This window comes from Evansella sp. AB-P1 (assembly GCF_029688925.1).
Taxonomy (GTDB): Bacteria; Bacillota; Bacilli; order Bacillales; family Salisediminibacteriaceae; genus Evansella.
The window spans coordinates 167548-189549 of sequence record NZ_JARUKY010000002.1 but is presented as its reverse complement, the minus strand read 5'-3'; the positions used below and the strand labels follow the sequence as shown (position 1 = coordinate 189549).

Below are 22002 nucleotides of genomic sequence, written 5' to 3'. Positions count from 1 at the left end.
AAAAGATAAAACTTACAAGTTTTGTTAATAAATTAGTATATTTTCTTTCATGGATGCCCAATATAGTAACAAACACAACATTTGGTAAAGTCTATGAAAGAAAGGATTGAATAGAAATGAAAGTTAGACAAGATGCATGGTCAGAAGAAGATGACTTACTATTAGCAGAAACAGTGTTACGCCATATTCGTGAAGGCGGGACCCAATTACAAGCATTTGATGAAGTGGGAGATGCTCTAAATAGAACATCTGCTGCTTGTGGTTTCCGATGGAATGCCGTAGTTAGAGATAAATATGAAGATGCCATCAAACTAGCAAAAAAACATCGTAAAGACAGAAAACGAAAGCTTGCTCAAGAAGCAAAGCCAGCTTCAAGCTATACAGTACCATCTACGAGCTTTACCACAACAACGAAACCAGTATATCAGGCACCACCTAGTCTATCATCAGATAGTAACGTATTAAGTGGTGTAAAAGAAAATGAGATTTCAATGAATGATGTCATCCAATTTTTACAGAGCATGAATGGTAGAGGACATAAAGAGTCACTATTAATGCAAGAAAATGAATCGTTAAAACTAGAAAATAAAGAATTAAAGTTAAAGGTAAATGAGCTTGAAAATCAACTTAATAAATTGAAAGAAGAACATCAAGTCATTGAAGAAGACTATCAATCCATTATTCAAATTATGAATCGAGCTAGAAGAATGGCTCTAATGGATGAGGAAACAGATGATCATCACTCTCCTGCATTCCGTATGGATAAAAACGGAAACTTAGAGAAGATTGCTAAATAGTAACCTAGACAAATAGCTTGATGAAAAACATATAAAAACCCAACCTAAGTATGGTTGGGTTTTTTCTATTCATTATGCATCTTCAATTATGATATATGTTGCTTCAACTGGTCCATGTACACCAACCACCAGTCTTAATTCAATGTCTGCAGAATTACTTGGACCTGATATAAAGTTAATACATGAGGGCATTCTACCCTTTTCTTCTGCTATCTCATGTATTTTTTCTGTAGCTTGGGTCATTCTTGCTACGATTATACTTTTCGGAATGACAGCTAAATATTTTCGTGGTAATAAACTAACGGATCTTCCTTTGCCTGAATCACTAAGTAAAACAACTGTTCCAGATTCCGCTAATGCAATGTCTGCAAAAGTTATTCCTATATTGGCTTGTTCTGCTTTTTTAATGTTATAGTTACCTAATTCAGGCTTCCAAGCATGTACATCTACACCTTGTTCCTTCTGTTGTTCCCTTAATGCACCAGTTAACTCAAACTGATCAAATCTCTCATCATTCCAGTGAACGATAGATTGACCACCTAATTTTTTTATTTCTTCGTGAAATGTCTCTTTTAATCTATCTCTTGACGTAATAGTAACAGATGTGTGGATTTTACTACAGTGTTGAACTAATTCATTCATTAACTCGTCTTGAGAATGATCTTTAAACACTTCATATTGAGGTAATTTACTCCATTTTGGTATTTCAACAGGAGCTATTTGCCTCTTACGTCCAAGCTTGTTTGCTATATTGTTAAGGAACCTATCTTTATTCTGTATCATTCCTCTTTCTGTCATGAATCTTCACCTTCTCTATGCCGGTTATCGAACCATTTACGAAAGCTCTCACCTGTTTGTTCCGGTAAATCTCGAATACCAGTCCATAGTTTCACAGGACCAGGACCTTTTCCTTTTCCTTCTTCCCCTTTTGCTATAGGACCAATCATAGATGGGGCTGCCTTTGAACCCATTTGATAAAGTGTAGGGTTACTCATTCCATAAGCAAAGCCTTTCATGGCTAATTTTTCAGCAAAGCTTGATCTTCCTTCATTTTCAACAATCGTTTTTCTATGCTCCACTAATAATTCATGCAAAGGAATCTTGACTGGACATGCTTCTGTACAAGCAGCACATAAAGTAGAAGCGTATGGTAGCTCTTTATGGTCATCATAGCCCTCTAGCAATGGAGTAAGTACAGCACCAATTGGACCTGGATAAATGGATCCATAAGAATGCCCTCCTACATGACGATATACAGGACATACATTAATACATGCAGCACAACGAATACATTGCAATGCTGATTGAAATTTTGTTCCTAATATATTCGAACGACCATTATCAATAATGACTACATGGAATTCTTCTGGTCCATCTACATCTCCATCTTCTTTTGCTGCTGTTAAACCAGTAATATAGCTAGTTAACTTTTGGCCAACAGCACTACGACAAAGCATAGTAACTAGTATGTCTAGTTCCTTCCATGTTGGAACAATCCGTTCCATACCCATTACTGTTATTTGAGTCTTTGGTAATGTTGTTGCTAGTCGTGCATTCCCTTCATTCGTTACTAGAGAGATAGATCCTGATTCTGCAACAGCGAAGTTACACCCTGTAATCCCAACTTCCGCTTCTAGAAAATCTTCTCTTAATTGCTCTCTAGCAAATTGAGCCAATTCATTTGGGTCAGACGATTTCGTATATTTTCGCTTTTCTGTAAAGGTATCTCTAATTTGTTCTTTATTTTTATGAAGGGCAGGAACAACAATATGGGAAGGGGGATCATGATCATCTAACTGTAATATCCATTCCCCTAAATCAGATTCTATAACTTGACAGCCAATTGATTCTAGTGCTTCGTTCATACCTATTTCTTCTGTAACCATAGATTTGGATTTAATAATCTTTTTTGCATCTTTATCATGTACTACTGATTTAATGTAATCGTTTGCTTCATCAGTAGTTTCAGCGAAAAAGACATGTCCACCTTGTTTCGAAACGTTTTCCACAAATTGCTCTAGGTAGTAGTCTAAGTTTTCTAATGTATGCTGACGGATTTCTTCAGCCAAATCACGCCATTCTTCCCAATTACCTAATTCTTCTGTCGTTTCTGTTTTTCTTCCTTCTAATCTTCCTTGTGCTTCCACTACTGCTTGGCGCATAAATGAATCGTTAATTCCTTTTTCCACTCGATTAAAAAACTTATCATTACCGATTTTAATTCCCATAGTCTCACCTCTTTCATCCTTTACTATTCAGCACCTCAGCTATATGCATTACTTTTATCGGTTTACCTTTTCGTTCAATTCTTCCACCAATGTTCATTAAACATCCAAGGTCCGCCCCAATTAATACTTCCGCTTCTGTTTTTTCAATATGATCAACCTTTTCATCAACCATTTGTTCTGAAATAGGAAGCATTTTAACTGAGAAAGTCCCACCAAACCCGCAACATTGCTGTTTATTAGGGAGCTCAGTATAATTCAGTCCTTTTACATTTTGTAACAATTTAATAGGAGCTGCCTTTACGCCTAACAGTCTAGTCATGTGACATGACGTATGATAAGTAACATTACCATTAAATTCTGCCCCTACGTCCTCTACTTCTAATACGTCAACAATGAATTGAGTAAGTTCAAATGATTTCTCTGCAAGTTTGACTGCTTTTTCCTTCCAATATTGATCATCATCAAATAATTTTGTATATTCATGCAGCATCGTTGTACAAGACCCTGAGGGTGAAACGACATATTTAGCATCCTCAAAAGTTTTAATCATATGCTTTGCAACCTCTTTTGTTTCTCGATGATAACCACTATTAAATGCTGGTTGCCCACAGCAGGTTTGATTCTTAGGAAAATCAACCTCACATCCCAATCGTTCTAACAATTCCACGGTACTTCTTCCTACTGCGGCTGGATAAACAACATCAGCCAAACATGTTATAAATAAGGAAACCTTCACAACTACTCCTCCTTTTCGTGTATTTATACTGTTTTATATCTGTCAGTCTTATGTGCTCAGTTAATTGAATTCATTACATATTATCTCATACATTGAGAGTTTTGACAGGATATAGCGAAGAAAAGAAAGTGTATATTCATGGAAAATCCAATGATAACACTACTAGCATAAAATGGCTAAAATTCAATATTGGTAACTATAGCAGTTAAAGTAACAGGGGCGTTGAAGCACAAAACGATGTTAATTTGAATCGAAATGAATTATTACTAGTTCCGTTTTTACCACACGATGAAGGTTTTCAATTGTAATGGAGTCTTTCCTGAAAATACGGGGTATAAAAGCAAAATGGAGTATCGACAAAAATGATTATTTTCATACCTCATGGTGCAAATTTCACTTGCATCAAAGTCTATCCTGAAAATACGAAAGAAGACTCGTTATTGTTCCCGCAAATGATGGAAAAACAATAATGCGGGAAGAATGAAGCCGTTATTGTTCCCGCAATTGGTGGAAAAACAATAACGCTGGACACTTCCTCTGTTCCTGCAAACCTCTTTTTCACTCTTTGCAGGAACGCTGGCTACTTCCTCTGTTCCTGCAAATCTCTTTTTCACTCTTTGCAGGAACGCTGGCCTCTTCCTCTGTTCCTGCAAACCTCTTTTTCACTCTTTGCAGGAACGCTGGCCTCTTCCTCTGTTCCTGCAAACCTCTTTTTCACTCTTTGCAGGAACGCTGGCCTCTTCCTCTGTTCCTTCAAATCTCTTTTTCACTCTTTGTAGGAACGGTGGACACTTCCTCTGTTCCTGCAAACCTCTTTTTCACTCTTTGCAGGAACGCTGGCTACTTCCTCTGTTCCTGCAAATCTCTTTTTCACTCTTTGTAGGAACGGTGGACACTTCCTCTGTTCCTGCAAACCTCTTTTTCACTCTTTGCAGGAACGCTGGCCTCTTCCTCTGTTCCTGCAAACCTCTTTTTACTCTTTGCAGGAACGCTGGCTACTTCCCCCCTGTGCTTGCAAACCTCTTTTTCACTCTTTGTAGGAACGCTGGACACTTCCTCTGTTCCTGCAAACCTCTTTTTCACTCTTTGCAGGAACGCTGGCCTCTTCCTCTGTTCCTGCAAACCTTACCAGTGAAATAAAATAAGTGGAGAAATTCCGTTTAAAATCAAAATTCTCCTAATTTCGTGGCAAATAAGGGTAGTTTTTCCTCCTATGCAAAGGAAATTCCCCCTTTTCAAATAGATTTGAGTCAATAAGCGGAATTTCTCCGTCTATTCAGACTATTTATCGTGCTATATATTAAGTAAGGGTAAATTCTCCGCTTATTTATCAGATTGGGTCACTAGCCTGATTTCATCCTAATCCATAAGAACGGACCCTTATGGCCCGAGCTGAGCTGATCTCTTCTCCTCATCGAATTGCTAGGTTGCACCATATTGACGTATGTTCCAATGCAAAATTTATTCCCCCCTGTCATTTGTTGTGCTAAAAAGAGCCCTAAAATGGCTGTTAAAACACAAAGTGCTTCCCCTAAATGTTGATATGACAACATAAAAAGGAGATGCTAATTGCATCTCCAAAAGCTATTGTTTTTATCATCTTCTCCCTCTCAACCGAACGGGTTAATTGATACTACAACTAGTTTCTCGAAATTTAATTCACTCTTTGTATCTCGATATCTTCAAGGAGTTTCGTGATCACATGCCCTGCCATAATTAATCCAGAAACAGATGGAACAAAGGCATTTGATGATGGCGGCATCTTTGCTTTTCGTATGGGTCCTTGTTCTTGTTTCTCAGAAACAATGCTCTTTCTAATTTCCTCCCTAATCATAATCGGTTGTTCATCAGAAAAAACAACATTTACCCCTTTACGAATTCCCTCTTTTCTTAATTTTCTTCGGACTACCTTTGCAATGGGATCGTACGATGTTTCTGAAATATCAGCAATTCGAAGTCTTGTAGGATCCATTTTATTAGCTACACCCATACTAGAAATAATTCTAATATTCCTAGCTAGGCATTCCTTCATTAAATGAACTTTATAGCTAATCGTATCAGATGCATCTATAACAAAGTCGAGACCATAATTAAAAAATTGCTCATACGTTTCCTCTGTATAAAACATTTTTAAAGCAATTACTTCACAGTCAGGATTAATATCCGCAATTCTCTCCTTCATTAAGTCTACCTTTGGTTGTCCAACTGTTGACAATAAAGCATGAACTTGTCGGTTCACATTGGTGATATCTACATCATCCTTATCAACAAGAACTAGGCGACCAACACCAGATCGCGCTAAAGCTTCTGCTGAAAAGGAACCTACGCCTCCTATACCTAACACAGCTACAGTACTATTTTTCAAACGATTGAGACCTTCTTTCCCAATCGCTAATTCATTTCTAGAAAACTGATGTAACATTATATTATTGAATCTCCTTCCATCGAGCAATATATTCAAAATTGACTATATCATAGCTAAAACAATAATCAAAGTGCAATACTCCCTAATAGAATTATCCATAAGAAAAAGAATATTCTCAGGCCTCATAGGCTTTAGCTATTTATTTAGCATTACATCAATGGTGATATCAAGAAAAGCACAAAAAAACACCTCTATAAGGCGTTTTGCTTACGATTTGTTATTTTAATGTAGTTATAAGAGTCCCATATGTGCCGTAGGTTAATCCTTGCTTTGAACCTGCATAAGCAGGTGGGTGCCCTGTTTAATAATTTTAGCTTCCATTACAAAGTATGTAAAGGCATGCTATCCTCATTAAAACTCGGTGCTCCCTTTTTTATTGTGTTGGCTCAAAACGTTGGAGTTTTGACGGTCACCATAGGACTCTTTTTGAAAGCGTTTTCTATATTTATATTTTATAAAAAAAATGAAATAAATGCAATGTAAAAAAATTGGAAACAACACATATAGTCTTAATTACTTTCTTTCATCAATATTTTCTTTATTTATGCTGATGACTTATAGAGGGAAACAAATGTAATGTTTATATAAGAATAAATGAAGGATATCTCAATCATTTAGTATTGAGATACCCTTTGAACACAATTAGTAAACATGCTATCCATTATAAACTATTTTTAGTTAAAAAGTTTATTCTTCCTTCTTAGGAACGACTGTAAGATTTAATTCCTTCAATTGTGCTTCACTTACGCCACTTGGAGCATTTGTTAATAAGCAGCTTGCACTTGCTGTTTTAGGAAAGGCAATCGTTTCTCTTAAGTTGCTTCTTCCGGCTAAAATCATTACTAAACGATCCAATCCGAGGGCAATCCCACCGTGTGGAGGAGTACCATATTCAAAGGCATCTAACAAAAATCCAAATTGATTTTTTGCTTCCTCTTCCGAAAAACCTAATGCTGTAAACATTTTCTCTTGAAGTGGACGTTCAAAAATACGTTGAGAGCCTCCACCTAGTTCATATCCATTTAATACAAGATCATATGCTTCTGCACGCACTTCCTCTGGATTAGATTCTAATTTTTCCTCATCTTCCTTAATTGGTCTTGTAAATGGATGATGTTCTGCTACATACCGATTCTCATCTTCGTCATAGGATAATAACGGGAATTCTGTCACCCACAAGAAATTGAATTCATTATAGTCCACTAATTTTAATTCCTTGGCGAACTTAGTACGTAATGCACCTAACGCATCCCATGCGACACGCTTTTTATCAGCTACGAAGAAAAGGACATCTCCCGCCTCTGCTTCAAAAGCATCACATAATGATGTAGCTTCCGTTTCATTAAAGAATTTAGCTATTGGACCTTTTAACGTATTATTCTCTTCTACCTTTAACCAAGCTAAGCCTTTGGCACCGTATATATCAACAAATTTGCTTAGGTCATCAAGATCCTTCCTAGAGTTATCATCAGCAATACCCTTCACACAAATTCCTTTTACGACGCCACCATTTTTTACAGTACTAGCAAATACCTTAAAGTCACTGTCCTGAACAGCTTTTGAAATGTCTATCAGTTCCATTCCATAACGTGTATCCGGTTTATCAGAACCAAATCGGTTCATTGCCTCATTATATGTTAGTCGTGGAAAAGGACGTGGGATATCTATACCCTTTAATTCCTTCATTAATCTTGCCATCATATCTTCCATCATAGTCAATAAATCCTCTTTATCTAAAAAGGAAGCTTCAATATCCACTTGAGTAAATTCTGGTTGACGATCAGCACGAAGATCCTCGTCACGGAAGCATCTCACTACTTGATAATACCTTTCAAATCCTGAAACCATTAGTAACTGTTTAAATAGTTGTGGAGATTGTGGTAAAGCGTAAAATTCTCCATGATGCACGCGAGATGGAACAAGGTAATCACGAGCTCCCTCTGGCGTGCTCTTCGTAAGCATAGGTGTTTCTACTTCCATGAATTGTTCTTCATCTAAATAGTCCCGAATAATTTTTGTCGTACGGTGACGTAATTGCATTGTTTCAAACATTTTTGGTCTACGTAAATCTAAATAACGATACTTTAATCGAACATCTTCCGAAATTTCCACATCATCTTCTATTGTAAATGGAAGCCCTTTAGCTGCATTCAAAATAGTAATTTCGTCAACAATAACTTCTATTTTACCTGTTTTAATTTTTGGATTTACTGTTTCTTCATCCCTAGCAACAACAGTCCCACAAATATCAATGACATATTCATTTCGAACTTTATCTGCAATTTTTAATGCATCAGGGTTTACTTCTCCATTAAAAACAATTTGTACATGACCAGACCGATCACGAAGATCTATAAAAATAACTTGTCCCAAATCACGGCGTTTTTTTACCCAACCTTGTAAACATACTTTTTCACCAATTAAATTTTCTAATACTTCTCCACAGGAATGTGTTCTACGATTCACAATAATTCCCCTTTCTATTACTCCTCAATTTTCGATTTTATATATGTTGTAATACTATCTAATGAAATAGTTTCTTGGTTTCCTATTTCAAGTTCTTTTACTTGAACCATTTTCTGGGAAAGCTCCTCTTCCCCTAATATAATGGCAAACGTTGCTTGTTGGCGATCCGCTGCCTTTAATTGCCCTTTCATCTTTTTATCTAAATAGTCTGTGTCTACTGATAATCCCTTTGCTCTCAAATCATGTAATAGCTTTGGGGCGTATTTTTTTGGTTCCTCTCCCATTACCACTAAATAGGCATCCAGTCCTTTTTTCACAGGAAGTGTAATGTTTTGAGCATCAAGAGCCATAAGTAATCTTTCAATGCTTAGAGCAAATCCAATTCCAGGTGTTGCTGGTCCTCCGATTTCTTCCACGAGACCATTATATCGACCACCACCACTTAATGTCGTGATTGCACCAAATCCGTCACCATCTATCATGATTTCAAATGCTGTGTTGTTATAATAATCTAGTCCTCTTACTAATGTTCCATCTACTTCAAAAGGAATGTTCATTGATTGTAAATAATGCTGAACTGTATCAAAGTATTGAACGGACTCTTCATTTAAATAATCAAGAATGGACGGAGCTGTAGTCATTAATTCATGGTCTCGATCCTTCTTACAATCAAGTATCCGTAGCGGATTTTTTTCTAATCTGCTTTGACAATCAGAACAAAATTCAGATATCCTTGGTTGAAAATGTTTAACTAGTGCATTTCTGTGATTATCTCTACTTTCTTTATCACCTAAGCTATTAACCACAAGCTTTAGATTTTTTAAACCTAGCTCACCATAGAAGTCCATGGCTAAGCCTATTACTTCTGCATCAATAGCAGGATCAGCACTTCCCATTGCCTCAATTCCAAATTGAACGAATTGACGCATCCTACCAGATTGAGGACGTTCGTAACGAAACATCGGTCCAATATAATATAGCTTTACAGGTTGGTCTGCCCACCCATGCATCTTGTTTTCTACATAAGAACGTACTGTTGAGGCAGTTCCTTCTGGACGTAATGTTAGACTTCTCCCCCCCCGATCTTCAAAGGTATACATTTCTTTTTGCACAATATCTGTTGTATCCCCAACACCTCGAGCAAATAACTCTGTTTGTTCAAAAATAGGAGTTCGAATTTCCTTGTAATTGTATCTACTACATAAATCATGTGCCTTCTGTTCAATGTATTGCCACTTTGAAGATTGATCAGGTAGGATATCCTGAGTTCCTCTTGGAATTTTATAATTCATTTTTTCTCCTCCTAAAACAACTATAAATATGTATGAACATAAAAAAACTCCCGCCCCTGAACAATGTCAGGGACGAGAGTTTAATCCCGTGGTACCACCCTAGTTGAAGTAATAAAAAATAAAAATTACTTCCGCTTAATCATGTAACGCCTGATCCGGCGATTTCTCCTAGTAAAACATTGTCCTTTCAGAGAAATACCTAAGGAGTGTTCTTTCATGAAGAGCCATGTAGAAGTGCTTACAGCCAAGGACACTTCCTCTCTGGTACAGGTGTTCCTTCATTACTCTTCTCCTTCAACGGTGATGAAAATATAAATTCAATTTTTTTAATCATAATCATTGTTATATTATATGTCAACGTTAAAACGGAAAAAAATATTTAATTCCTTTGCATCCGTTTCTTTAATGCTTTTACTTCTCTTAGCGACAATCCAAATTCAGAAGCAATCTCATAATTATCTGAATGCTGTTCTACTTCTGTAAACCTGTGAAGATTGACGCCCATTAGTTTAGATGCTGGATTTGTAAACCTTTCATGCTGATGTCCTGATCTCATATGTAATCCCTCCACTTTTTTTACAGTTTTACCAAAAAAGCAGAAGATTACTCATTTTTTATAAAGGTCGTTTTAAACGCTTTCTACAATTAAAGTAACAGGACCGTGGTTTGTAAAGGATACATTCATCATTTCACCAAAGGAGCCTGTTTCTACTTGTAGATCAAGCTCTCTTAATTTCGTATTAAACAACTCGTAGAGCTTTTCAGCATAATCTGGTTTTGCCGCTGCCATAAAATTAGGTCTCCTACCTTTACGACAGTCACCATAAAGAGTAAATTGTGAAATGGATAGGATTTGACCTTTAGCATCTTTCACTGACAAATTTAATTTATTATTCTCATCCTCGAATATTCTTAAATTTGCAATCTTATCAGCAACATATTGAACATCTGCCTCTGTATCATCATGCGAGATTCCAACGAGTAAGACGAGACCTTGGTCAATTTCACCTACAATTTCTCCTGCAACATCCACCTTTGCTCCTAACGAACGTTGAACTACTACTCGCATCAAATCCCTCTTTCTCTATCTATCTAAAGAATATGAAGTATTACGTTTTCATTGATTAATGCATAACCCTTCTGACAGAATATATATCAGAAATTTGTTTTATTCGTTCTACTACTTTATGAAGATGAGATATATTGTGTATAGAAATAGTCATATCAATTGTAGCCATCTTATTTTTGTCCGTTCGACCACTAACAGCATTTATATTTGTTTTCGTTTCCGCTACAGCTTGTAGTACTTCATTTAATAAGCCTCTTCGATCATAACCTGAAATTTCTATATCGACATTATAATTCTTCGATTGTTGCTGATCTCCTTCCCATTCAACAGGAAGTAAACGGGTGCTAGCTTCTTCTGTATTAATATTTGGACAGTCACTTCGATGAATAGAGACTCCACGTCCTTTTGTGATATATCCTACAATATCATCTCCAGGAACCGGATTACAGCAACGGGATAAACGTATAAGTAAGTTATCAATCCCTTTTACCCTTACTCCTACACTCGCCTTACGGGTAGTATCATATGGCTTTAATTCTTCTACTGCCTGATTGAGAGTTAGATTCTCTTGCTCCTCGTCTTGTTGTTTCCTAATATTATCCGTTAATCTCGTTACAATTTGAGAAGCAGTGATGCCTCCGTAACCAACGGCTGCATACATATCCTCTTCTGCAGTAAAGTTAAATTTGTTCGCAACACGTTCAATATTTTCATCAATCATTACTTCTTTAATGGAAAAGCCTTTCCTTTCAATTTCCTTTTCCACTAACTCTCGTCCTTTTTCCACATTTTCTTCCCGACGTTCTTTCTTGAACCACTGACGTATTTTATTTTTAGCATGAGAGCTTTGAGTAACCTTCAACCAATCTTGACTTGGACCATAGGAATGCTTAGAAGTAAGGACTTCAACGATATCTCCTGTTTTCAATACATGATCAAGAGGTACCATTTTGCCATTTACCTTTGCACCAATACACCTGTTTCCTACTTCTGTATGAATTCTGAACGCGAAGTCTAGTGGAACAGAGCCCTTTGGTAATTCAATAACATCCCCTTTAGGAGTAAATACAAAGACCATATCAGAAAATAAATCAATTTTTAACGATTCCATAAATTCTTGTGCATCGTTCGCATCGTTTTGCCATTCCAAAATTTCTCTAAACCATGACATCTTTGTTTCTAGTGATTCAGCACTTGTAACAGTTTTTCCTTCTTTATAGGCCCAATGAGCAGCAACACCAAATTCAGCAATTTTATGCATTTCCTCAGAACGTATTTGAACCTCTAATGGATCACCTTTAGGACCAATTACGGTCGTATGAAGAGACTGGTACATATTCGCCTTTGGCATAGCAATATAGTCCTTAAATCGGCCAGGCATTGGCTTCCAATGGGTATGGATGATTCCTAAAACTGCATAACAGTCTTTTATACTATCCACGATTATTCGAACTGCTAATAAGTCATAAATCTCATTAAATTGTTTATTTTGAAGAGCCATTTTACGATAAATACTATAAATATGCTTAGCGCGTCCGTGTATTTCTGCTTTCACATTTACTTGCTCTAACCGTTCACGAATCTTTTGTTGAACCGCTTCAACATATTCCTCACGTTCGGCTCTCTTCTTCTTCATTAAGTTTACAATTCGATAGTATTGCTGAGGGTTCATGTATCGTAATGCAGTATCCTCAAGCTCCCACTTAATCTTCGAAATCCCTAATCTGTGAGCTAATGGAGCAAAAATTTCAAGTGTTTCGTTGGCAATTCTTCGTTGTTTTTCTGGGGGAAGATGTTTTAACGTCCGCATATTATGCAGTCTGTCTGCTAGCTTTATTAATATTACCCGAATATCCCTAGCCATAGCCACGAACATTTTCCGATGGTTTTCTGCTTGCTGTTCTTCTTTCGATTTATACTTAATTTTCCCTAGCTTTGTTACACCATCTACAAGCATCGCTACTTCTTTTCCAAATTCCTTTTCTAGTTCCTCCAATGTAACATCTGTATCTTCAACCACATCATGAAGGAAGGCAGCTGCGATTGTATTTGGATCCATACCAAGGTCCACTAATATCCCAGCTACTTGTACTGGATGCCAAATATAAGGCTCACCTGACTTACGGAATTGCTCTTTATGAGCAGACTCCGCCACATCATAAGCCTTCTTTAAAAAAGCAATTTCTTTTTCTCCCAAATATTCACTTGCCCTTTGAATTACTTGTTCACTATTCATGAAATCACCTTAACATCCAGTCTTATTTCTTTTATTTTCGGATAGTTTAATATTTTTGTAAAGAATGAGAATATTGTCGAATTCCCATATAAAAAAAGTCGCCTCTTCCGTAGAAAAGACTTTCATTAAGAATAACATATTTTTCTGTACAACATAATGGAATTAGTATATTATACAATGCTTTTTTTAGCAATGATGTTATTCTTTTTATATGTAGACCCTCTTGCAAGTAAGAATTTACACCAAGGGGTATGAAAATATCCTTTCTAAGAGGGGTTCATCCGTTGCAGGCAGTCGCTTTCACCACAGTCATAAGTACGACATCTGTTCATGCTTCACAGTGTCTTCTTTACCGTGGGGCACGGACTCAGCCTCCAGACTATACAATTTGTATACTGCTAAAGTAAATGGGCCTGTCTCTGCCTCTGCAAGTGTAGCTCTGTTGTTATATGCGTCGAGACAACTCGTAGTTTATTCGTGAAGCATATGCTCGTCACTACTGAACCCATACTTATTTTCAGGGTAGACTAAAAATAAATCTGTTTATCAAGTAGTATAGCGAGTTATGCCATCACAAGCTTTAGTTTTATTCAGGGAGTGTAATGTAACACCCCTGAAAGTTATGTTATGAAATGTTTAGTGTTTGATTAGTATGTCATCAGTGAAAATACATCGTATTTATCTAATTTTTTTCGTCCATCTAAATAACTTAATTCAATCATAAAAGCGATACCTGCAACCTGGCCACCAAGCTTTTCCACCATTTGAATAGTTGCCTCAATTGTACCACCAGTTGCTAATAAATCATCAGTTATTAAAACCTTTTGTCCTGGCTTAATAGAATCTTTATGGAGGTTAAGAGAATCCTTTCCATATTCCAAGCCGTAATCAACTTCAATCACTTCTCTAGGTAATTTCCCTGCTTTTCTAACTGGGACAAAACCAACTTCTAATGCATATGATATAGGACACCCAACTACAAAGCCTCTAGCCTCTGGCCCCACTACAACATCGATGTCCTTTTCTTTTGCAAAAGCTACCATTTCGTCAATAGCTTTTTTGTACGCTTGTCCATCTTCCATTAACGTTGTAATATCTTTGAATTTTATCCCTTCCTTTGGGAAATTAGGGACCACCGTAATATAATCTTTAAAATTCATTCAAACTTCCTCCTAGTTAACTAACATCATTTTCTAAAAATTATCGAAAAGGGCAAAGGGCCTGAAGTACTGCACAGGTACTCCCTTTCATACTAACTATATGTTGGAACTTTTTCCTTTAAGTGCTTCGAAAACCATTCCTTTAACTGCCCTAATGAAGAATAAAGCAGTTCATTTTCAATGTCACTTTGTTCCATTCGCTTTTGATAAGTAGATGAGTCTAACAAATCCTTCTTATTAGGTTGTTCCACAATCGTTACAATTCCATTATTTATTTTAACAAATTCCAATTCAAAAAACACCTGACAAATAAAATGAATTGCATCAATTGGCCACCCTTTATGCTTCCCTAAATCTGTACCATTTTTATTTATATCAAAGGATTTCCGTTTCATCATAAAAGCATAAAACCACTTAAAGTGTTCTCGTGTTGGTTGCATGTCAAAAAAGTAATCTCTATCATGGATAAATGCTACATAGATACGTAGAGGTGTTCCCCCTGAATGTAATACATTTTTTATCTGGCTCATAGACTCAGGAAGATCTAGAAATAATAGATGCTTATTATCTAGATGTTTGGGTATTACTCCATCCTTATCTATACAGTTAACTACTAACCAATCCTGAGGAAGCATGGATAATATTTCCTCAGATTCTTTTCGAAATACAACCACTGCCACATCTGTAGTAGGAAGTACATTTGATTTTTTTGTTATGTCCTTTACACCACGCAAATCAAAAAGCTGCCATTCCTCTACTTTTATATCTTCAATAACCATTTGTGGCTTACTGTGACCATTCCACTCATTAATTGATAGCTGGCCAACTAAGGAAACGTTAGCTAATGGAGATAATTGATCGTATAGATCTCCCATTCGAAATCCAATTCCATCCAACGGACTGTCCCCTTGTTTTAAAGCAAGCTTTAAATGATCATCCTTAGTACCTATTTTTTTGGCAGAGGATATCTGCGCTTTCTCAACCAAAACCTTAGGAGCAGGATTCCCTACTCCAAATGGAGCCATACATTGTAAATCTTGAATAGCCTTAATTGTCACTTCACTCAAAGATACTGGTAAATCTACTGAAAGAGACCGTTCCCAATCCTCTGGTGACATAGTAGACTCTGCAATACTATTTAATTTCTCTTGAAGTAATGGAATATGCTCAATTTTCATCGTTAAACCTGCGGCCATAGTATGTCCACCAAAATGAGGTAACCATTCTCGACATTGAGATAAGGATTGAAACAGATCAAATCCATTTATACTTCTCGCTGATCCTTTAGCAAGCCCGGTCTCAAAATCATAGCTTAAGATAATTGTTGGTCGATAAAATTTTTCCACTAATCTACTTGCAACAATTCCAATAACACCAGCATTCCATCCTTCCTTACCAATAATAAGAACTGGTGGTAATTCCTCTTTCTTTAACACTTCCTCTTCAGCTTCCGTTACGATATCATTTACAATTTTTTGTCTTTCTTTGTTTAAATCATCTATCATTGTAGCTAATTCTAAAGCTTCTATCACATCTTCAGAGATTAATAAGTGGACAGCTGGCTCAGCAGAATCTAATCTTCCAGCTGCATTTAGACGTGGACCAATCATAAAACCAATCTGCTCTTCTGTCATCTCTGTAGGTGTAATACCACATTGCTCCAATAATGCTTTTACCCCAGGGCGTTGCTCTTTCGTTAAACTACGAACCCCAGCTATTGCTAAAAACCGATTTTCCCCTACTAAAGGCACTAAATCTGCAATCGTACCCATTGCAACTAGATCAAAGTATTCTTCCGGACAACGATTTAATAACCCGTGACTAACCTTGAAGGCAACTCCTACTCCTGCTAGATTAGGATTAGGATACGTACAATCTTCTTGTTTAGGATTTATAACGGCATATGCATCAGGAATTTCTGGAGGAGGCTCATGGTGATCTGTAATAATTAAATCGATCCCTAGCTCCTTTGCCACATTTGCTTCATGAACTGCTGAAATACCAGTGTCTACAGTTATGATTATTGAAACATCTTCTTCTTTTGCATGACGAAAGGCTTGCTCATTTGGACCATATCCTTCTGTAAATCGATTAGGAACATAAAAGCCTACATTTGCACCTAATTGTTTTAAAGTTAAATACATTAATGAAGTACTCGTTACACCATCTGCATCATAATCACCAAATACAAGAATATTTTCGCCCCGTTCAATGCCTGCTTGAATTCTATTTGTTGCCTTCTCCATATCTTTTAGTAAAAATGGATCGTGCATAGCTGAAGGTTCTATATGTAAAAATTCTTTCGCTTTATCGTAATCAGTAAAACCTCGTTGAACTAAAAAACGGGAAGCAATCATGGAAATTCCTAGCTTTTCAGCTAACGACTTCACTACTGATTCATCTATTTTCGATACGTTCCACCGTGCTTTTCCTTGTAACATAAAAACCACCCCTAACTAAGCTATTATACAAAAGCTATCGAAGGGTGGCAATGCTTATAACTAGATTAATACTATGCATTTTTATCCTGTTTCGGTTTACTCATTTGACTTTCCTTTGAAATCTCACCATTCTTTTTTCCGTTTTTCCCTTCAGTATTGTTGACAGAAGCACTTGTACTCTGTCCTTCACCTAATTTTTTCCGTAAAGTTTTCACCTCTTGTTGTAGCTTATATAGCTTATACATACCAACACTACCAACAATAAGTCCCCCCATAAGGACAGATACTAAAATTACTAATACTAATGGCCATTCATTTTGACCAAAAATATAATTCACCTCTACAGGGTCTACATTAATAACAGCAAAAACAGCGATAATTAAAGCAACAATGATTCCAACAATTAAAGTCCATTGACCTCTCATTCTAACTCTACCTCCTGCCCATTACTACCGTATGGATTAATATGAACGCGAACATCTTGAACGTAGTTATCCTCCATCAGCTTTTCTTTCACCCTCTTCCCGATTTTATGCCCGTCCTCCACAGTTATTGTTGGATCAACAGCAATTTTCAAATCAACAATAACATAATGACCGTGCTCTCTTGCTAATAGTTCATTAACTTCCAAAACACCTGGTACTTTCTCTACTGTTTGAAGCATCTCTTTTGTATCCTCATCATGCAAAACATGATCAAGAGTATTATGAATCGCTTCACTCCCTAGCTTCCATGCCATTTTACAAATTAACAATGCAACAAATAGACCAGCTAACGGATCAGCGTAAACAAGAAAAGAAATACCAATTGCCCCACCTAGAATGGATGCCCCAATACCTAACAAAGCTGCTACTGATGAAAAAACATCTGAACGATGATGCCAAGCATCTGTAATTAAAGCATCACTCTTATATTTTTTACCCAAATATATTTTATAACGAAACATACATTCTTTTACAATAATAGATAAAATAACAGCATAAATAGCTACAGTTTTTGGTACAGCTATTGGTTCAAAAAAAGCTTTTACAGCCCCAATTGCGATTTCTAGACCAACAAAAAAAAGTAAGACAGCAACAATAATCGCTGTGACTGTTTCTGCTTTTCCATGACCATAAGGGTGATCACGATCTGGAGGAAGCTGTGCAGCACGAATTCCAATTAAAACTGCTACAGAACCTACAACATCAGATGCAGAGTGAACGGCATCTGCCACTAAAGCGCGACTATTAGAGATCACTCCTACAATGGCTTTTAATATAGCAAGAGCAATGTTACCAATAATTCCTACCCAAGCTCCAAATTTTACTTTTTTATACCGTTCATCGTGATTAATGTTTTCCATTTCTATTACACCTTCCACCATGTTCTACACATTTTTTTCCTACTGTAACATTATTGTTTTTTACACCTAATTTTATTAGTAAAAGAACGAATTTCTTATTCCTTTTCAAAAGAGGGGAAAAGGGATGTCATAAAAGGCTTCGATCCCCTTTGACATCCCTTACTATTTAAAATATTATGCTTCAGTCTGTTCTATAGGTCGTTTTCTCATTCTTTCAAGTTGCTTCGACTTTAATACTAACCAAAGCTGTGCCGCGATAAATAATGAAGAATACGTTCCTGCCACTAGCCCGACAACGAGGGCAAACGAGAAGGTACGAAGTGCTTCTCCACCAAATATAAATAGTGCTCCTGCAGCGAATACTACCGTTAATACTGTATTAATAGAACGTGCCAATGTTTGTACGAGACTTTTGTTTACAACTCTCGCTACATCATTAAATGACTTTACTTTCTTTTCATATTTCATATTCTCACGAATGCGGTCAAAGGTAACAATTGTATCATTTATCGAATAACCAACAATGGTTAATACTGCAGCAATAAATGGAATGGTCACTTCCAATTGCAAAATACTGAACACCACAAGAATAAACAAAGCATCATGGAATAAGGCTACAATGGCAGAAATTCCATAAAGAAATTCAAATCGAATCGTAACATAAATGATGATTCCAACAGCAGCGATTAGTACTGAAATGATAGCATTTCTTGCTAACTCTTCCCCAACCATCGGTGTAACTGTGTTTGCTGTCGGTGTGTGTCCATATATCTCCTCAAAGTGTCTTTGAATGAGTAACGTCTCTTCTTGGTTCAATGGGCCAATAAAGCCAGCTCGTCCAATTTCGTTATTATCTCCTGCAATCGTAATATCATCTGGAGTGAAACCAATCGCTTCAAATTCCGCAGAAACTTCTTCTGAGGTAACAGGATCGTTAGATAAAACCTCAACCGTTGTTCCACTTCGGAAATCAATACCTAAGTTAAGTCCAACCGTCGAAAGTAATATGATCCCAACAAAGAGAAGTACCCCAGAAAAGAGGAAGAATTTTTTTCGATGTTTTACAAAATCAAGTTTCGTCGCTGCGTGATCAAAGTTCACTAATTTCACTCTCCTTCACACCGAATAAGCGGGGCTTCCCATTCAAAATACGACTGTTTATCCATAAACTTAATAATAGTCTTGTACCAAATACAGCCGTTAGGAAACTTGTTAAAATACTAACGATAAGCATTACTGCAAACCCTTGTACAGCACTCGTTCCAAAATAAAATAAAACGGCTGCTGCTAATATTGTTGTAATATTTGCATCAAGTATCGTTGACAAAGATCTACGACCACCTGCTTTAAAAGCACTCATAGTCGATTTTCCGGAACGTAATTCGTCCTTTATTCGTTCGTACGTAATAATGTTTGCATCTACCGCCATACCTACTCCAAGAATAAGGGCTGCAATACCTGGCAACGTTAGTACTGCATTCATCCAATTAAATACGACTAACACAATATAAATGTAAACACTTAATGTAACGATTGCGATAGCGCCCATAAATCGATAATAAAAGATCATATAGGCAAAAATTAAAGCAATCCCTATAAATCCAGCAAATATTGCTGCATCCATCGCCTGCTCACCTAGAGATGCCCCAACTGCATTGGAATAAATCTCTTCCAATTCAACTGGAAGAGCCCCTGCGTTTAAAATACCAGCAAGCTGTTGTGCTTCTTCTATTGTAAAATTACCGTTTATTTCAATATTGGTTGTTCGTAGCACTTGACTTACAGCAGGTGCTGAAACAATTTTGGAGTCTTCCTTACCATATTCCTCAATGAAGGTATCCCCTTCCTCCCAATCTAACCAAATGACAAGTCTTCTTTCTTCTAAAATATCTCTAGATAAGATCTCTTGAGTTACATCCCCAAATAAATTCGCATCTCTTAATGTAACTGTTACATTTGGCTGATTATATTGATCAAAACTTTGTCTAGCCCCGCCTTCAACAAGATCTGATCCATCTAACATCATATTATCGTCGATGTCACGGAATGTTAACCTCGCTTGCGTTGATAAGACCTCTCGAGCCGTTTGCTGATCTGATACACCCGCAAGCTGTACGCGAATCCTATCGTCCCCTTCAATTCTTACATTCGGTTCCGATACACCAAGAACATTAATTCTTGCGTTAATCGAAGCAACTGTATCACTTAATAGGCTTCGATTTATTTCTTGTCCTTCCTCTATTGGGTGAACTTCATAAAGGACTTCAAAACCACCTTGAAGATCAAGACCTAAACTAATTTCCTCTGCATGGTCAAGGACGTTTGTTGCAATTAACGCTGCTAAAGCTGCAACGATAATAAAAAATGTAACAATCCTCCCTTTTTTGACCCCTCTCTTCTTTTTCATGAACAAATTGTCCTCCTTCATAATCACGCATAAAAAGAAAACTTGGTAACCCAAGCCTTTATAAAGCGTACAGTGTCCAATAGTTAAAATCTATTGGAGGCACCATTTAATTTCTTTATGTAAGCGTATCAAAAATGAGTTAACATGTATTATTATAGCGATGATAAAAAAACGATGTCAATAATATCCTTATCTATGTGATTGTTCCTTTTTAAAACTATCTAATCGAAAGGATACTGCATCTTCATTATCAAACCAGCTAGGACCTTGGTACGCTTCTAAAGTCAGCCAATTCATATAATCATTTACTTTTAGGTGAAACAGTTCAGAAACTACCCAATATAATCGCATAGGCTCTGGCGCATCTAATCTAGGTAGCTTTTTCATAAAGCAATCCCAGATTTCCTCTTTCTTCACTTTTTCATAACCTAGTAGCTTCCATTCCTCTACCTTACTATCTAAAATTGTATCAACTTCTTTTTTCCATTCTTCCCATTGCTCTTCAGTCATCATGCATACCTCCTAACATGTATTAGTAAAATACACCTTCTTATCATTATAACCAATTATCTATCCCTTTGAACCTAATAAAAATGCCGTAACAGCTCCTCCAATAAACGTAATAACACTTGGAAAAATGACATAAACGGAACTAATACCTGGATAAATAATAATGGTTGATCCTAAAACGAGACCAATAATAACTGCATACGTCATATAATGAAAGTTTTTTAATAAATACTTAATGACTTTACTACTTACAAAGAATCCAAAAACAACACCGCTACCAATTACGATAATAATAGGAAAATTAAAGGTATCTAATGCTAAAGTTGCTGTGTCATATACACCAAGGATAAGAAAAACAAGAGATCCACTTATTCCAGGCAAAAGCATAGATACACTAGCTAACCACCCAGAGAAAAATAAACCAAAAGTATTTTGTACTGTTAACGAAACTATTGCTTCTGCATCACCTTTTGGAACAAATTCTAACATACCTACTAATATAGCGGCTACAGATAGAGCTATATAATGCCCCTTACCAAATGTAGCTTTTACATTAGCTTTCCTAATAAGAAGAGGTAGAACACCTATAATTAAGCCTAAGAAAAAAAAATGAGTAGGTTCTTGATGATGATCTAATAAATATCGAATTAGTTTAACAAATGACAAAATAGCAATGACCATTCCTACACCAAGTGGTATAAGAAAAGCTAAATGCTTCTTCCACTCCTTACTAAATAAACCATTAATAGCAACGATTAATTGATCATATATCCCTAATACTACAGCTATTGTCCCACTACTGACACCGGGAACCAGCTCCGTAATTCCCATCATGGCACCGCGATAAAGATTTCTCCATTCTACGAACAATTTCTATTCACCTCAAAGAT

Annotated in this window: 21 protein-coding genes, 1 other RNA gene and 1 other annotated feature; of the genes, 1 reads left to right on the top strand and 21 read right to left on the bottom strand. The window is 36.5% G+C overall.

The features are described 5' to 3' along the window. Window positions 1-116: 116 nt before the first annotated feature. On the top strand, window positions 117-797 hold the full coding sequence (locus QA612_RS03095; RefSeq protein WP_278282289.1) for an RsfA family transcriptional regulator: 681 nt from the start codon (window positions 117-119) through the stop codon (window positions 795-797). Window positions 798-869: 72 nt separating this feature from the next. Here the strand turns inward: QA612_RS03095 and QA612_RS03090 are convergent, their stop codons facing one another. The 21 genes from QA612_RS03090 to QA612_RS02990 form a co-directional block, all read right to left on the bottom strand. After that, window positions 870-1595: a LutC/YkgG family protein gene (locus tag QA612_RS03090; protein WP_278282288.1), complete on the bottom strand. Its 726-nt coding sequence runs from the start codon at window positions 1593-1595 to the stop codon at window positions 870-872. After that, a complete protein-coding gene (locus QA612_RS03085) occupies window positions 1592-3025 on the bottom strand; it encodes a LutB/LldF family L-lactate oxidation iron-sulfur protein (protein ID WP_278282287.1) in 1434 nt (477 codons plus the stop codon). Before QA612_RS03085 ends, QA612_RS03090 begins: the two co-directional genes overlap by 4 nt. Before the next feature lie 13 nt (window positions 3026-3038). Continuing rightward, window positions 3039-3761 (bottom strand): (Fe-S)-binding protein, encoded by a 723-nt coding sequence (locus tag QA612_RS03080; RefSeq protein ID WP_278282286.1) that lies wholly within the window; start codon window positions 3759-3761, stop codon window positions 3039-3041. Between the two features lie 437 nt (window positions 3762-4198). Next, window positions 4199-4414 carry a hypothetical protein gene (locus QA612_RS03075; protein WP_278282285.1) on the bottom strand — a complete coding sequence of 72 codons (216 nt, stop codon included), beginning with the start codon at window positions 4412-4414 and terminating at the stop codon, window positions 4199-4201. A 9-nt stretch (window positions 4415-4423) separates the two neighbouring features. Beyond that, the gene (locus tag QA612_RS03070; protein ID WP_278282284.1) at window positions 4424-4570 is read right to left on the bottom strand and encodes a hypothetical protein; all 147 of its coding nucleotides are present in this window, start codon (window positions 4568-4570) and stop codon (window positions 4424-4426) included. Between the two features lie 61 nt (window positions 4571-4631). Next, window positions 4632-4883: a hypothetical protein gene (locus tag QA612_RS03065; protein WP_278282283.1), complete on the bottom strand. Its 252-nt coding sequence runs from the start codon at window positions 4881-4883 to the stop codon at window positions 4632-4634. Between the two features lie 532 nt (window positions 4884-5415). Next, the gene (locus QA612_RS03060; RefSeq protein ID WP_278282282.1) at window positions 5416-6183 is read right to left on the bottom strand and encodes a tRNA threonylcarbamoyladenosine dehydratase; all 768 of its coding nucleotides are present in this window, start codon (window positions 6181-6183) and stop codon (window positions 5416-5418) included. A gap of 238 nt (window positions 6184-6421) precedes the next feature. After that, a non-coding RNA gene (gene ssrS / locus QA612_RS03055) (6S RNA) lies at window positions 6422-6610 on the bottom strand. A 263-nt stretch (window positions 6611-6873) separates the two neighbouring features. Next, window positions 6874-8652: an aspartate--tRNA ligase gene (gene aspS, locus QA612_RS03050; protein ID WP_278282281.1), complete on the bottom strand. Its 1779-nt coding sequence runs from the start codon at window positions 8650-8652 to the stop codon at window positions 6874-6876. Window positions 8653-8669: 17 nt separating this feature from the next. After that, window positions 8670-9944 (bottom strand): histidine--tRNA ligase, encoded by a 1275-nt coding sequence (gene hisS, locus QA612_RS03045; RefSeq protein WP_278282280.1) that lies wholly within the window; start codon window positions 9942-9944, stop codon window positions 8670-8672. Window positions 9945-10009: 65 nt separating this feature from the next. Next, window positions 10010-10251 (bottom strand) — a binding site (T-box leader). Between the two features lie 72 nt (window positions 10252-10323). Then, the gene (locus tag QA612_RS03040; protein WP_278282279.1) at window positions 10324-10500 is read right to left on the bottom strand and encodes a hypothetical protein; all 177 of its coding nucleotides are present in this window, start codon (window positions 10498-10500) and stop codon (window positions 10324-10326) included. A 72-nt stretch (window positions 10501-10572) separates the two neighbouring features. Beyond that, window positions 10573-11013: a D-aminoacyl-tRNA deacylase gene (gene dtd / locus QA612_RS03035; protein ID WP_278282278.1), complete on the bottom strand. Its 441-nt coding sequence runs from the start codon at window positions 11011-11013 to the stop codon at window positions 10573-10575. Window positions 11014-11068: 55 nt separating this feature from the next. After that, complete coding sequence (locus tag QA612_RS03030) at window positions 11069-13249, bottom strand: RelA/SpoT family protein (protein ID WP_278282277.1); 2181 nt, start codon at window positions 13247-13249, stop codon at window positions 11069-11071. Between the two features lie 647 nt (window positions 13250-13896). Then, window positions 13897-14409, bottom strand: a complete 513-nt coding sequence (locus tag QA612_RS03025) for an adenine phosphoribosyltransferase (RefSeq protein ID WP_278282276.1) — start codon at window positions 14407-14409, stop codon at window positions 13897-13899. A gap of 92 nt (window positions 14410-14501) precedes the next feature. Beyond that, window positions 14502-16850 (bottom strand): single-stranded-DNA-specific exonuclease RecJ, encoded by a 2349-nt coding sequence (gene recJ / locus QA612_RS03020; protein WP_278282275.1) that lies wholly within the window; start codon window positions 16848-16850, stop codon window positions 14502-14504. 71 nt (window positions 16851-16921) lie between these two features. Beyond that, window positions 16922-17275: a LapA family protein gene (locus QA612_RS03015; RefSeq protein ID WP_278282274.1), complete on the bottom strand. Its 354-nt coding sequence runs from the start codon at window positions 17273-17275 to the stop codon at window positions 16922-16924. Continuing rightward, window positions 17272-18186 carry a cation diffusion facilitator family transporter gene (locus QA612_RS03010; protein ID WP_278282404.1) on the bottom strand — a complete coding sequence of 305 codons (915 nt, stop codon included), beginning with the start codon at window positions 18184-18186 and terminating at the stop codon, window positions 17272-17274. The genes QA612_RS03015 and QA612_RS03010 overlap by 4 nt, the downstream gene beginning before the upstream one ends. Window positions 18187-18369: 183 nt before the next feature. Next, window positions 18370-19296, bottom strand: coding sequence for a protein translocase subunit SecF (gene secF, locus QA612_RS03005; RefSeq protein ID WP_278282273.1), 927 nt, complete (start codon window positions 19294-19296; stop codon window positions 18370-18372). Next, window positions 19286-20602 carry a protein translocase subunit SecD gene (gene secD, locus QA612_RS03000; protein ID WP_278282272.1) on the bottom strand — a complete coding sequence of 439 codons (1317 nt, stop codon included), beginning with the start codon at window positions 20600-20602 and terminating at the stop codon, window positions 19286-19288. The genes secF and secD overlap by 11 nt, the downstream gene beginning before the upstream one ends. 189 nt (window positions 20603-20791) lie before the next feature. Beyond that, on the bottom strand, window positions 20792-21112 hold the full coding sequence (locus QA612_RS02995) for a post-transcriptional regulator (RefSeq protein ID WP_278282271.1): 321 nt from the start codon (window positions 21110-21112) through the stop codon (window positions 20792-20794). A 60-nt stretch (window positions 21113-21172) separates the two neighbouring features. After that, complete coding sequence (locus QA612_RS02990) at window positions 21173-21946, bottom strand: DUF368 domain-containing protein (protein ID WP_278282403.1); 774 nt, start codon at window positions 21944-21946, stop codon at window positions 21173-21175. Between the last annotated feature and the right edge of the window lie 56 nt (window positions 21947-22002).

Excerpts from the sequence above, each read along its gene's own strand:
- QA612_RS02995 (WP_278282271.1), bottom strand. The coding sequence starts at position 21,112 with ATGACTGAAGAGCAATGGGAAGAATGGAAAAAAGAAGTTGATACAATT.
- secD (WP_278282272.1), bottom strand. The coding sequence starts at position 20,602 with ATGAAAAAGAAGAGAGGGGTCAAAAAAGGGAGGATTGTTACATTTTTT.
- hisS (WP_278282280.1), bottom strand. The coding sequence starts at position 9,944 with ATGAATTATAAAATTCCAAGAGGAACTCAGGATATCCTACCTGATCAA.
- dtd (WP_278282278.1), bottom strand. The coding sequence starts at position 11,013 with ATGCGAGTAGTAGTTCAACGTTCGTTAGGAGCAAAGGTGGATGTTGCA.
- QA612_RS03060 (WP_278282282.1), bottom strand. The coding sequence starts at position 6,183 with ATGTTACATCAGTTTTCTAGAAATGAATTAGCGATTGGGAAAGAAGGT.
- QA612_RS03030 (WP_278282277.1), bottom strand. The coding sequence starts at position 13,249 with ATGAATAGTGAACAAGTAATTCAAAGGGCAAGTGAATATTTGGGAGAA.
- QA612_RS03095 (WP_278282289.1), top strand. The coding sequence starts at position 117 with ATGAAAGTTAGACAAGATGCATGGTCAGAAGAAGATGACTTACTATTA.
- QA612_RS03015 (WP_278282274.1), bottom strand. The coding sequence starts at position 17,275 with ATGAGAGGTCAATGGACTTTAATTGTTGGAATCATTGTTGCTTTAATT.
- QA612_RS03025 (WP_278282276.1), bottom strand. The coding sequence starts at position 14,409 with ATGAATTTTAAAGATTATATTACGGTGGTCCCTAATTTCCCAAAGGAA.
- recJ (WP_278282275.1), bottom strand. The coding sequence starts at position 16,850 with ATGTTACAAGGAAAAGCACGGTGGAACGTATCGAAAATAGATGAATCA.
- QA612_RS03040 (WP_278282279.1), bottom strand. The coding sequence starts at position 10,500 with ATGAGATCAGGACATCAGCATGAAAGGTTTACAAATCCAGCATCTAAA.
- QA612_RS03090 (WP_278282288.1), bottom strand. The coding sequence starts at position 1,595 with ATGACAGAAAGAGGAATGATACAGAATAAAGATAGGTTCCTTAACAAT.
- QA612_RS02990 (WP_278282403.1), bottom strand. The coding sequence starts at position 21,946 with ATGATGGGAATTACGGAGCTGGTTCCCGGTGTCAGTAGTGGGACAATA.
- QA612_RS03085 (WP_278282287.1), bottom strand. The coding sequence starts at position 3,025 with ATGGGAATTAAAATCGGTAATGATAAGTTTTTTAATCGAGTGGAAAAA.